This is a genomic window from Roseovarius gaetbuli (genome assembly GCF_900172365.1).
GTDB lineage: Bacteria > Pseudomonadota > Alphaproteobacteria > Rhodobacterales > Rhodobacteraceae > Roseovarius > Roseovarius gaetbuli.
Genome location: NZ_FWFJ01000004.1, coordinates 56,144 through 68,764, shown reverse-complemented (window position 1 = coordinate 68,764; position 12,621 = coordinate 56,144). Strand labels below are relative to the sequence as shown.

Below are 12,621 nucleotides of genomic sequence, written 5' to 3'. Positions count from 1 at the left end.
ACGCAATGAGCGCGCTTTTGCAGGGGCTTGCGCGGCATGGGCGGCTTGTGCTGATTGCCGGGCTGGTGGTTGGGGTTACGGCACCAGGGCTTGCCCAATTCCTTGCGCCGCTGATCTTTCCGATGATCGTCTGCCTGCTGTTTCTGGCCACGCTTCGGGTTGATCCGATTGCGGCCTTTCCGCATCGGCGGCATCTGCCGCGCTATGTCGGGCTTGCCGTGGCCTTGCAGGTTGGCATGCCGGTGTTGGCAATCGCGGTGCTTTGGGCGGTTGGCGGGCTCAATTCGATCCTGGGGATCGGCGCGGTTCTGGTGCTGGCCGGTGCGCCGCTGACCGGAAGCCCCGGTCTTGCGATCCTGTCGGGCGCCGATCCAAGCCCGGCCCTGCGCCAGCTTGTGGTGGGCACCGCGATCCTGCCGCTGACGGTCTTGCCGGTGTTCTGGCTGATGCCGGTCTTTGGCGCGCCCGAGGTTGTGGCGCTTGCCGCGCTCAGGCTTTTGGCGGTGATTGCGCTTGCCGGTGGGGCGGCGATGATCCTGCGCCGGGCGGTGCCGTGGCTGCGCGGGCCGCAAGGGCAGGGCGCGGTTGACGGGGTGATCACGCTTGCGATGGCGGTGGTGGTTGTGGGGCTGATGTCGGCGGTTGGTCCGGCGATCCTATCGGGGGATGCGGGGCTATGGCTGGCCTTGGCCGTGGTCTTCGGGTTGAACTTTGGCGCGCAGATCGTGGTTTTCGCGCTGATGCACCGCGCCGGTCAAGTGACGGCTGCCCCGGCCTTGGCGATTGTCGCGGGCAATCGCAATCTTGCGTTGTTCCTCGGGGCATTGCCGCCTGAAACTGGGGCGGCAATGCTGTTGTTTATCGGCTGTTATCAGGTGCCGATGTATCTTACGCCGATGCTTATCGGCCCTTTGACGCGGCGCGCTAGTTAAGCGCCGATGGCAGGTAAAGCGCCAGTTGCGGAAAGGCGATGAGTGCGGCGGCCATGATCAGCATGACACAGACGAACGGGATCGAGCCGATCATTACGTCGCTCATCTTGCCGGATTTGCGCGCGCCCTGCACCACGTAGAGGTTAAGCCCCACAGGCGGCGTGATCAGCGCCATTTCGATCAGCACGATCATCAGGATGCCGAACCAGATCGGATCATAGCCCTGCGCCACCACCAGCGGCACGATGATCGGGATCGTCACCACCATCAGCGACAGCGTTTCGATGAAAAAGCCGAGCACGACATAGATCATCACCACCACGAGGATAAAGGCGAGCGGCGAGAGGCCAAGCCCCTCAAGAAAGTCCTTGAGCTCGCGGCCAAGCCCGGCCGAGGACAGGGTGAAGTTGAGGAAGGACGCACCCATCACCACCAGCATGATCATCGAGGTGACCTTGATCGTGCCCAAAAGGCTATCCGAGATCATCTTGAAAGAAATGCCGCTGGCGAAACCGGCGATGACAAAGGCCACGGCAACGCCGACGGCGGCGGCCTCGGTCGGGGTGGCCCAGCCCTTGTAGATGGTGCCGATGATCATGGTGAACAAAAAGATGATCGGCAAAAGATGCACAAGCGCACCAAGCATTTGCGACAGCGGAAAGACCCGCCGCTCGCCGCCAAGATCGGGGCGGATGAGACAGATGATCACCGTGATCACGATAAAGCCGACCGCCAGAAGGATACCAGGCAAAAGCCCCGCAAGGAACAGCTGTGGAATAGAGGATTGGGTGAGAAAGCCATAAACGATCAGGTTGATCGACGGCGGGATCATGATGCCAAGCGTGCCGCCAGCGGCAATCGCGCCGGAAAACAGCTTGGGGTCATAGCCGAGGCGTTCGGCCTGTGGCATGGCGACGGTGGCCACGGTCGCGGCGGTGGCGACGGACGAGCCCGAGATCGCCGAGAACATCGTCGAGGTGGCGACATTGGCATGCACCAAGCCGCCGGGAAGCCATGACACCCACCGGTCAAGCGCCTCATAGGTGCGCGCGGCCACGCCGCTTCGCACAAGGATTTCGCCCAAAAGCACAAAAAACGGAATCGCGATAAGCGTGGCGCTGTTGGACGAAGACCAGACCATCTGGCCCAAGCCCTTGATCAGGGGAAAGGGGCTAAAGAACACATCAATGCCAAAGCCGAGCAGGAACAGCACGATCCCGACCGGGATCGACAGGCTGAGCAGGGCGAGAAGGCCGACCGACACATAGGTGATCATTGAAACGCCTCCTCTTCACCAAAGACGCCGATGGCTGCCTCAGAGGCATCAAAGCGGCCCTGAAGCACCATCACAAGCGCGGTCACAAAGGTCAGCCATGCCATCAGGGCGAACCAGAGCCAACCGGCGAACCACGGCAGTTGCACCAGCCAGAGCGGCGTTTCCAGCGCAGTATTGGCGCGCGACATATTGGAGATCGAGCGATCCACCACCGGCCAGCAGCGCAGGGCGATCACGCTTACCGTGCCGGCCATGATCATCAGCGAGGCCAGATCAAACAGGCATCGGCCGCGCCCGGCGGCGCGGCTCCGCAGGATGTCGATGCGCACATGGCCAAGTTCAAGCATCGCATAGGCCATGCCCCAGGAGGTGGCGATCGCCATGACATAGCCAGACACCTCATCGGTGCCGCCAAAAGAGGACCCCACTTGCCGCAGAACGATATCAAGCAGAACGAAGCCCGCGCAGGCCAGAAGCATGATGCCAATCAGCACCGCCACCACCCGGTTGAGCGCACGTAGTCTTGTCAGAAATCTATCGGTCATTTGGGGCCCTCTCTGGAGCGTTTGCGATCAGTTGGCGGTGACTTTGACGCCGACAACTTCGCCCACAGATGCGTTCCAGCGCGCAACCCAATCCGCACCGGCGCGACCGGCCCAATCGGGCAGCACTTCGGTTTCAAGGATCTCGCGGGCGGTGGCGAAATCGGCATCGCTTGCCTCGACAAGGGTCATCGAGCGCGCATCGCCCGCCGGGCATTCGCCATTGCCGGTGAGGCAAGCAATGTCATTGACCAACGCGTCTTGGGCCGATGCCCATGCGGGGGCCTCGAAGTTGGCCTTGATCTCGGAGGAGATCAGGCTTTGCATGTCGCCACTCAGGCTGTTCCATTTGTCGAGGTTAATGGCCGTTACCACCGAATCCCAGCCGCCAAGCGGCAGGGTCAGAAGATGCGAGGACACTTCCCACCAGCCGGCGCTATAGCCCGAGCCGGCACCGGTCACGGCGCAATCGACCACGCCTTTTTGCAGGGCGCCCGGCACTTCGGAGAAGGACACGTTCACGCCCTCGGCGCCAAGCGCGTCAAGGAATTTGGCGGTCATGCGACCCGAGGCGCGCACCTTGAGGCCCTTGAGGTCGGCCAGACCGGCAATCGGCGCGTTACAGAACACGACCTGCGGCGGATAGGGCGCGATGGCAAGAACATGGCTGTTGAAGCGGGCGTTATATATATCTTCGACCATCGGGCGGGCGGCATCGACCATCGCCTTGGCCTCATCCGCCGTCAGCGCGAGAAGCGGCACGTCGAGGCCTTCAAGCTCGGGGGCGTCGGCCACGGCGTAATCGGCCACGGTCATGGCAACGTCGTAAACGCCATCGCCAAGCAGGCGGTAGATGTCACCGACACCCAGACCCATCTGATCGTGGGTGGTGACGGCGGTGGCGATCTCGCCGCCCGAAGCGGCGGGCAGGGTCTCGCCCCAGAACGGCGCCTCGTATTGCTTGTGCAGCGGCAGGCCCGACCAGCTCCCGACGACCGAAAGATCCTCGGCCATGGCGGGGGCGGCAACAAGCGCGGTGGTGGCAAGCAGGCTTAGTGTCTTTTTCATGTGACTTCTCCTTGTTGGGTTGTTTTTTGCTTTTTCAGGGCCGGAACACCGGTACTTCGGCATCCTCGGCAATATCGGTAATCAACATATGACCCGGCTTGTGGGTAATGCAAATCGGCAGCTTGGCGCGCGCCACCGCCGCTTGCGGGGTGACGCCACAGGCCCAGAACACCGGGATCTTGCCGGGCTCGTCAGGCACCGGATCGCCCCAATCGGGCGCGCCGATATTGGCGATGCCGATCTGTGCGGGGTCGCCCCAATGCACCGGCGCGCCATGCGCCAGCGGATAGCGGCGGCAGAAGTTTTGCACCTCTTCAAGGCGCGCGGGATCGATCATCCGCATGCTGACCACCATCGGACCACAGAACGGCCCGGCCGGGGTGGTTTCGATATTGGTGCGATACATCGGCACGGTGGTGTTATTCTGAATATGCCAAAGGCTGATGCCGGCCTGTTCAAGCGCGTTCTCAAAGGTAAAGGAACAGCCAAGGGCGAAGACCACGAAATCATCCTGCCAAAGGGCGGTGATGTCGGTTTTGCTCTCACTCAGCAGGCCGTCGCGGTAGATGTTATAGGCGGGTACGTCGCGGCGGATATCAATGTCGCGGCCAAGGGTGACCATCATCGGATTGCCGGTATCCGACACCCCCGTCAGCGGGCAGGGCTTGGGGTTTCTCTGGCAAAACCGCATGAAATCGAGCGCATGGCGCTCTGGCATGATCGCAAGGTTGGCCTGCAAAAGACCCGCGCCAAGCCCGGCGGTATGCGATGTATATTCCCCGGCGCGAATGGTGGCGCGCAGGTCCTCAATGGGCATGGTCCGTAGGGATTGATAATCGGCTGTCAAATCTGGCTCTCCCGGTTGGGCACAGGCTGACGGGTTACGGGCATAAAGGCAAATCGAAATATTTTTCCCATTTGCATCAGGGAAATTTATGCATCTGCAGAGGCCCGCGCCACGCCAAGCGCGATCTTGGCGGCGGATTCAACCACGTGGCTTTTGGGATCACCGAGATAAGAGAGCGAAAAGCGCAGCGGTCCCGGGGTCCAGCCGGGATCAAACTCGCGCAGGGTGCCGCCTTTGAGATAGGGCGCACCAAGGGCGCGGGGCAGGGCGGCAACGCCAAGCCCGGCCTCGACGAGGCGAAAACAGGCCGACAGGGACGACGAGGGAAACAGCGACACACCGGGGCCGACCCGTTCAAACAAAACGGTTTTCAGCTCGCGGTAGGGGCGGGTGTTGCGGGCGTAGGTGATGATCGGCTTGCTGGCCAAAAGCGTGGCGTCGTCGCCGCCCACACCCCGCATATCGGCGGCGGCGTACCAGGCAAGATCAAAGCCCGGCAGCTCGATATTATTGACCGAATATTCCGAGACCGGCCCCAGAAGAATGGCAAGATCAATCTCGCGGTTCAGCAGCCCGTCGCGCAGATTGGTTGAGATATCGACGTTGATCTCGATCTCGACTTTGGGAAATTCGCGGTGCAGTGCCGAGACAAATTCGGGCAGCCAGCATTGCGCGATGGTTTCCGACACGCCAAGGCGCAGGATGAAATCAATGCCCTCTGGGTCGGTGATATTGGCCTCGACCAATTGCGACAGGTGCTCGAACTGTTCGGCATAACTCACCAGCCGCTCGCCGCGTTTGGTCAGGCGCAGACCGCTTGCGGTGCGATCAAACAGGTCGGCGGCCAGCGAGTGTTCAAGATTCTTGATCCGCGCGGTGACGGCGGGTTGGGTGATGTTCAGGCCAAGCGCGGCCTTGCGGACGCTGCCAAGGCGGACCGTGGCAAGAAAGGTGCGAAGCTGTTCGATGTTGATTCTGGCCATCGCGCGATGATTGCGCGCGCCGTGGCAAAAGGAAAGGCCGGTTCACAGGTAAAGCGCGGCGGCGAAAAGCGCGACATAGGTCACTTGATGCGCGCCCTGATCCACCCCCTGATCCACCCCCAGATAGCGCCAAGAGGCGGTTTGGCCTGCATCGAGGTCGCGCCGTCTGACCGCGCGGGCCTTGGCCCAGTCAATGTGGTAATGCACGGCGGCCTCGGCGAGCGCGAGCATGACTGCCAGCCCAATCGGCACCCCGGCCCAGATCAGGATCGGTGCCGAAAGCGCGCCATGCACCCCCGCATGCACAAGCCCGCCGGGGTGGCCATAACGCCCCTTGTTGGCCAGCATCCAATCGGTTTGCCAGAGGTAATCACCGATGAAATGCTTGATCTGAAAAAGCACCAGAACAGCGATCATCTCAGGGTTCGTGATCATCGTGGCCCCCTTTTTGCGCAGTGGAAAGGCGTTGATTGGCGGCGACAAGCTTGGCGCGGGTATCGCGCGACATGGCGTTTTCCACCAGCAGGCGCAGATCGCTGTCGCGCCGGATAAGGCGGTTCAGTGCGCCGCCGGTGATGGTGAACAGGCGCGCGGGCCGTGTCAGGGTGACGCTGGCACTGGCGGGCCCGCCGTCAAGCACGTTCATTTCCCCGACAAGGCCCTGCCCAAGTCGTCCGATCGGGCGCGCATCGCTTGTCACTTCGGCTTCACCGCGCAGGATGAAGGTAAGCGCGCTCACCGGTTCGCCCTGGGTGGTGAGGGCCAGGCCCGCCTCGCCATCCAGCCATTAGCCATTGTCAAGAAACTGACGCGCCAGAGGTTTGGGCATTACGCCAAAGATCTGTGCGATCAGAGCCTTGTCTTCGGATGAAAACCGCAGGCCGCTATTGAGCCAGATCAGCCGGGCAAGCCCGCCGAGACTAATCGCGATCCAGAACACCTGTATCAGGGCCGAAGACAGGTTGAAGGCCGAGCTCAGGCTTATCAGAACAAAAGTGGCCGCAAGAAGGTTCAAGAGCGCGTAGATATAGCTGCTGCCGCGGATCAGCCTGGCCTGAAGCGCCGCGTAAGACCCCAGATAAAGCGCCACCCCCAGATGACCGGACCAGTCGAAGACCCAAGGCGGCAACGTGGAAAACATCTTGGGAAAAATCCTTTACTCGCTGGGCAATCCCATCTCAACGAGGGTTTCAAGCTGCGGGGCGACACCGGCCACGAGTGCGGGCCATTTGGGAAAGTGAAACGCGTGCCGAATGGTATGCAGCGTAAGGTTTGGCCGCACCTTCAGGGCATCATCAAGCGCGAGGCGCGCCGTCGCCTCATCGCCGCGCTTGAGAGCGGTCACTGCGACGGCGATATGGACAAAGGTTTCCGCGCCCGGCAGGCGCGCGGCGGGATCAAGATAGTGGCGCACGTTCTCGCCCAGTTCCATATCGCGCAGCCAGATCGACATCACCAGCATCCAGTGAAACGACCAGCCCAGCGGATCCTGCGGGCTAAGACGCACCGCCTCAAGCCCGGCGGTTTCCATTTCGTAGGTGTCGGGCTCTGGCTGAAAGAGGTTGATAAAGGTCTGGACGCTATAGACGAGGGCGTCATTGTCGTTGAGCGCCTTGGCGCGGGCAAGTGCCGCTCGGGCATCCGCCTCGCGGCCCTGAATGGTCATGAGCTGGGCCAGGGTGGCGTGGCCAAGTTCAAGGCGGTCGTCAAGTTGCACCGCGAGGGTGGCGTGTTTCATGCCCTCTGCCACGTCCTTCTGGGGATCGGTGCTTCGGCCGGAATATATCCGCACGGCATGCACCCGCCCCAACAGGGCATGTGGAAGCGCATAGGTGACATCGGCCTCGGCGGCGGCCTTGAACAGGCCATAGGCGTTGCGAAAGCTGCCGACAGTGCGCATGTCGATCTCGGTCAGACCCTTTTGGCACAGCTCCCAGGCCGACAGGCTATCGGTGGGTTTGCTGCGGGAAATGTTGCGTTCGTGCACGCCGATTTCGGGCGTTAGGCCGGTCACAAGACAGCGGGTGATGTCATCCTGCAATTCAAAGATATCTTCGATGTCGCGGTCGTATTTATCCGACCAGATCTGCTGGCCGGTGGCGGCCTCGATCAGTTGCGCCGAGACCCGCAGGCGTTGCCCGGCGCGACGCACCGCGCCCTTGACCACATAGCGTGCGCCGGTGTCCTGGGCGATCTGGCGCACGTCATTGGCGCGGTCCTTGTAGACAAAGCTTGACCCGCGGGCGATCACGAAGAGCGAGCGAAAGCGCGACAGGGCGTTGATCACGTCTTCGGCAATGCCATCGGCCAGAAACCCGTCCTCGATCGAGGGTGACATATTGTCAAACGGCAGCACGATCACCGACGGGCGGTCGCTACGGCGTTGTTCCTGGCCGGGGCTGTCGCCCTCGACGCCGGTGCTGACCTGCCAGACCTCGACCGGGGTGGGGATGTTGCGCACGTATTGCATGCCCTGCCCGGTGATGGTGAGGGTCTCGTCATTGATCAGCATATCCCGCACGCTGCGCGACACGCAGATGCCGCCCGGCGGCGACAGGGTTTCAAGGCGCGCGGCAATGTTGACGACATCGCCCAGCACATCGTCGCCATCAACCAGAACGCTGCCGTGGTTGATGCCGACGCGAAATCGGATGCGGGTCTCTTCAGGGCGGTCGGCCTCATGCGCGGCCACGGCGCGTTGCACGGCGGTCGAGGCGCGAATGGCGGCGCCGGGTTGGGGAAACTCGACCAAAAGGCCATCGCCCATGGTCTTGACCACGCGCCCGCCCTCGGCGGTCACGGCGGGATCGATGACAGTGTGGCGCAGATCATGCAGGCGCGAGAAAACCTCTTCTTCGGCATGAGCAACCAGACGCGAGAACCCCACCACGTCAGCGGCAACAATTGTGGTTGCTTTTCGTTCCATCGTCTTCACAGGGTTCTCCCTTGCCTGTTCATGCTGGCATGCTCTGCCCGCGACCCCCCAACTGCGGGCGGGTATCTTTATGTCACCTGGCCAACCGCTCCCCGATCAATCCCCGTAACATGAGCATTCAGGGTGATATCTAGCGTCGGCGCCATCTGTGTCCAGATATCAAGCCAGCCCTTTGACAGAACCGTGACTGCCGGTTTGTCACTAAAGATCATGCCAACTGTGAGCGGCAGCGAGATCCAGATCAATCCATAATAGGCCGGAATCTGTTTCAACGGCCCATAGCCCTGAACGGAATAGGCATATTCAAGCATGCCGGTCAGCAACAGAAGGTCGTTTTTCTCAAGGAAATCGTAGAAGCTTTCGTATTGCAGCAACTCGGTCGGCGGGCTGAGCGGCATCGGCAGGGTCAGCCCGCGATAAAGCGCCAAAAGGGCATCATATTCCAAAAGCTTGAGCAGCATATCACGCGTGAGTTTTTCCGGATCAAACCCATCCAGCCATTTGGTTGGCTCGGCAAAGGGTTGGTTTGCCTCGTAATAGCCCTTGAACAGCGTATATTCGGTATATTCGATCATCGGCTTGGTCATCGGAACGCCGTCAAACTGACCGGCGGTGGTCATGCCGCGGATGGTTTTGCCTTTGGGGTCATCATGGCAGGGGGTCAGGAACATGCCCTCGCGGATGTTGCCCTGCATGAAGTCGCAGGCGGCAAAATGCTTGGCCATGGCATCATAGGCTGGCGAAAGGTAACAGGTGCCCAGTTCGCAGGCGGTCGGATCGCCGTTCGGCGAGGGTGTGTCATAGGTGACGGTATGCGTCTTGCCGCCAAAGCGGTCCGTGCACTCGAGGATTTCAACATTCGTATAGCACAGCTCTTTCAGGCGGTGCGCAAACATCATGCCGGACGGTCCCGCCCCAAGCACGATGATCGAGGCGTCCTTGTCTTCGGGCAGAGACCAGCCAAGCCGACCCTGATTTTCAATCAGCATGCCGCCATATTGCCAGCATTGCAGAACCGATTCAAAACAGGTCGAGCCATGGACGTAGATCGTGTTGTTCTTGCCTTGAAGATCCAGGTAATCCCATGGCCCGCCCGCAAGCAGACCGGCATTGTCGAAGTGATCGAAATAGGGCGTACGCAGATCAACCGGCAGGCTGGCTGGATCTGTAACGATCTCGTACTCGGGATAGGGCCACCAAGACAGTGTTGGCAGCGTGGCATTCAGGTTGTCCAGAAACTGTTGCTCGGTCATCGGCGTGGTTTCGGGGCCCTCTAGCTGATAGACGGTGACAAGGTTCTCGGTCATGCCATTGGCGGTTTCCAGCGAGAATTGCTTGGCCGTTTCATTGCGGTATCCGCTGACATTGCCGGCCATGTTCGAAATTTCCTGCGGCGACAGGATGATGCCGAATTCCGGTTTGACGGCGGGTACTTTTACTTTCACCAAAGTGGTGTGGAAGGTGAAATTCTTGAACTTTGAAAACAGGTCCAGCTCGGCCTGGGTATAGTCGCAGGTGCCGATCAGGTTGCGCGGTTCGCACGCCACGACCAGAAGGTCGCAGGTTTTGGTCACCTGCGCGCCGCCGTCGATGGAAACGCTAAGGGAAACAGGATTGCTTGTGGGTGAATTTTTCAAAATGAAACTCCTTTAGTGGTCGTCAAATATCTGTTTAAAACCGCGTGAGACAAAACGAATTGAGATTTCAGGTCTCAACACACCAATGGCGCGAGCCATGAACAGGTTAACCATATCACAGCCTCGGGCTGTGATCAGCAAATAACTGAAAGGTTTTGCGTGACTAGCCGCGCGTCAGCAACGCGTTTGTCTGCATGACTTTAAGCGCAACCGAGCGCGCCAGAATCCGCCATAAAAGCGCGGCAAGATCGCGGTCTTCGCGTTCAAGCCGCGCGATCGTATCGGCCGATAGCTGGTAAACGCGCGCCGTGGCCTCGCAGATCACATTTGCATTGCGCGGGGTGTCAAGCAGGCTTGCCAACTCCCCCACAACCGCGCCGGGGCCCATCGAGCGCACCCGGATCGCCGGGCCGTCGCGCTGTGGCAGCAAAACGGCCAATCGGCCCGAGGCCAGAAAATAGATATCCGCCTGGCTGTCGTTGGCGGCAATCAGGGTGTCGTCGGGGGAGAGATCAAGCGCCGTCATCTGATCCATCAGATCGGACAGCCGGGGATGATCACGGCCCATCTGGCGTAGAAGCTCTGCGAAATCGGAAGTCTCGCCGGGGGCGTCGAGCGCCGCCAGAAGCGCGGTTTCACAAGCCTCAAGCGCCGCGTCAAGCGACGGCCAGAGCCGAAACCCGCCGGGCGTCACATCCTCTGCGGTCTCGGAAATCGGCAGGCCCCAGCGGGTAAAGACCGCCAGCAAGGCGGGCGACATGCCGGTCAGATGGGTGGCGATGTTCTGGGTCTGCATCAGGTTCCCGAGCTTTTCAAGCGCGGCGCAGGCCGAACTGTCAAAGGTGTTCACGGCGCTGAAATCAAGGATCACCGCGCGCGGACTCTGGTGTGCAACGGGGGTGTGGCGCAGGGTGTCGATAAGTTGCTCTACCGAGCCGAAAAACAAGGCGCCCTGCAATTGTAACACGCGGACTGCGGCACCGTTTTCGGCCAGATAGACGTTTGCGGCGGCATTGCGGTCCAGAGTGCTGCGGTGGCTGCGCGCGTCAAAGCTTTGGCGGATCACTGGCAGGCGCATATAACCAAAGGTAAAGCCAAGCACCGCAAGCCCGAGGCCAACCGCGACAGCAGGCAGGATGCCAAAGCCGATGGTAACCGCGACGATCCCCACAACAATCAGCCAATCCATCGTCACAAGCCGGTGGCGCGCTGCGATCAGCCAATCCTCGATCATCGCAAAGCCAATGAACATCAACAGGCCCGCCGCAACAAAGGTCGGCACGGCGGCCACGATCCGTTCGGCGAAAACACAGGCGATCAGAAGGACCGCCACATGCCCGAACACGAGGCCGCCACCATGTACGCCAAGCCGCGCGGCAATGATTGACGCCCCGCCCTGAAGATAGCTTGTTATCCCGCCCATGGCGCCGATCACGATATTGCCAAGGCCGGTAACCCGTAATTCGCGGTTCTCATCGGTATCCTGTCGCGTGGCCAGTTCCACCCCGGAGGTATTGAGCAACACGCCAATCAGGTTGAGCAGGATCACGGCAGCGAACGTCGGCGCTATGGTCAACAAGAGTGGCCAGTCGACAAGCCGGATCATCCATAATCCGGGGCCAAGCCCGCCGCCTTCGCCGAGATGCGGCAAAAGGCCAAGCGCGGTCGCCTCGGCACGGCTTAGTCCGAGCCAGGACAAGGCCGCGTAAAATCCGGCCAGAAACAGCAGGATGATCACCAGAACCGGTGTCGATCCCTGCCAGATACGCAGCGCGCCGATCAAGGCAAGGGCCATGGCAATGGCCGGCACGACACCCCACAGACCCTCGGGTGTGGCAAGGCTTGCGGCGATGGCACCATAGCCCTGCGCGCCGGTCAGGATCGACAGGGCCGCCATGACAAGCAGCACCCCCGAAGAGGCCAGAAACCCTGCCGTCACCGGATAGGGAAACATCCGCAACATCCGCCCCAAGCCAAGTCGCCCGACCAGCCAGAAGGCCAGCCCCGACAAGACAGCAGACGCGCCGATGGCGGCGATGGCGGTCGCAACCTGTGCCTCGGGCGGCCCGCTTGCGGCGGCGGCGACAAGGGCCACGGCGGGGGCGAGAATGGCAACGGTGGTGTCCTGTGGTATGCCAAGGGCGATGCGAAACCCGCCAAAGCGAAACAGCACAAGCGTGATAAGTGCGGTCGAGAACAAGAAGATCGCCGTCGCCAGCCCAAGCCCCGCCGCAAGCCCACCGACAAAGAACACCGTTGCCAGGGCAAGGCAATGACCGGCGGCATCAATGCCCAGGATAGCGCCGACAAGGGCGGATTGAGCGGGGCCTGTCTGGGGTGTGGGCTGAACCCTGACCATCGGGAAAATCCTTTTGCGGCCAAACGGGGAACCAAGGCCTTT

Annotated in this window: 12 protein-coding genes; 1 reads left to right on the top strand and 11 read right to left on the bottom strand. The window is 61.2% G+C overall.

Annotation, left to right across the window (positions count from 1 at the left end; translation table 11 throughout):
- Positions 1 to 5: 5 nt before the first annotated feature.
- The gene (locus ROG8370_RS03475) at positions 6 to 932 is read left to right on the top strand and encodes a hypothetical protein (RefSeq protein ID WP_085825688.1); all 927 of its coding nucleotides are present in this window, start codon (positions 6 to 8) and stop codon (positions 930 to 932) included.
- Here ROG8370_RS03475 and ROG8370_RS03470 read toward each other — a convergent pair.
- From ROG8370_RS03470 to ROG8370_RS03420, 11 genes are all read right to left on the bottom strand, one after another.
- A complete protein-coding gene (locus ROG8370_RS03470; RefSeq protein WP_085825687.1) occupies positions 925 to 2,208 on the bottom strand; it encodes a TRAP transporter large permease in 1,284 nt (427 codons plus the stop codon). The two genes, ROG8370_RS03475 and ROG8370_RS03470, sit on opposite strands and share 8 nt — an antisense overlap.
- Positions 2,205 to 2,753 (bottom strand): TRAP transporter small permease subunit, encoded by a 549-nt coding sequence (locus ROG8370_RS03465; protein ID WP_085825686.1) that lies wholly within the window; start codon positions 2,751 to 2,753, stop codon positions 2,205 to 2,207. The genes ROG8370_RS03470 and ROG8370_RS03465 overlap by 4 nt, the downstream gene beginning before the upstream one ends.
- Positions 2,754 to 2,780: 27 nt before the next feature.
- Entirely contained in the window at positions 2,781 to 3,818 is a 1,038-nt protein-coding gene (locus ROG8370_RS03460) for a TRAP transporter substrate-binding protein (RefSeq protein WP_085825685.1), read from the bottom strand.
- Between the two features lie 34 nt (positions 3,819 to 3,852).
- The gene (locus ROG8370_RS03455) at positions 3,853 to 4,665 is read right to left on the bottom strand and encodes a putative hydro-lyase (RefSeq protein WP_281252688.1); all 813 of its coding nucleotides are present in this window, start codon (positions 4,663 to 4,665) and stop codon (positions 3,853 to 3,855) included.
- 86 nt (positions 4,666 to 4,751) lie between these two features.
- Positions 4,752 to 5,648 (bottom strand): LysR family transcriptional regulator, encoded by an 897-nt coding sequence (locus ROG8370_RS03450; RefSeq protein WP_085825683.1) that lies wholly within the window; start codon positions 5,646 to 5,648, stop codon positions 4,752 to 4,754.
- Positions 5,649 to 5,690: 42 nt separating this feature from the next.
- Positions 5,691 to 6,083 (bottom strand): DUF3307 domain-containing protein, encoded by a 393-nt coding sequence (locus ROG8370_RS03445; RefSeq protein ID WP_085825682.1) that lies wholly within the window; start codon positions 6,081 to 6,083, stop codon positions 5,691 to 5,693.
- Positions 6,067 to 6,414, bottom strand: a complete 348-nt coding sequence (locus ROG8370_RS03440) for a cyclic nucleotide-binding domain-containing protein (RefSeq protein WP_281252690.1) — start codon at positions 6,412 to 6,414, stop codon at positions 6,067 to 6,069. The genes ROG8370_RS03445 and ROG8370_RS03440 overlap by 17 nt, the downstream gene beginning before the upstream one ends.
- A gap of 21 nt (positions 6,415 to 6,435) precedes the next feature.
- Positions 6,436 to 6,789 carry a CBU_0592 family membrane protein gene (locus tag ROG8370_RS03435; protein WP_212580051.1) on the bottom strand — a complete coding sequence of 118 codons (354 nt, stop codon included), beginning with the start codon at positions 6,787 to 6,789 and terminating at the stop codon, positions 6,436 to 6,438.
- A 15-nt stretch (positions 6,790 to 6,804) separates the two neighbouring features.
- Entirely contained in the window at positions 6,805 to 8,574 is a 1,770-nt protein-coding gene (locus tag ROG8370_RS03430; protein WP_245827194.1) for an adenylate/guanylate cyclase domain-containing protein, read from the bottom strand.
- Between the two features lie 77 nt (positions 8,575 to 8,651).
- Positions 8,652 to 10,220: an NAD(P)-binding protein gene (locus tag ROG8370_RS03425; RefSeq protein WP_085825679.1), complete on the bottom strand. Its 1,569-nt coding sequence runs from the start codon at positions 10,218 to 10,220 to the stop codon at positions 8,652 to 8,654.
- Positions 10,221 to 10,383: 163 nt separating this feature from the next.
- Complete coding sequence (locus tag ROG8370_RS03420) at positions 10,384 to 12,579, bottom strand: SLC26A/SulP transporter family protein (protein WP_085825678.1); 2,196 nt, start codon at positions 12,577 to 12,579, stop codon at positions 10,384 to 10,386.
- Between the last annotated feature and the right edge of the window lie 42 nt (positions 12,580 to 12,621).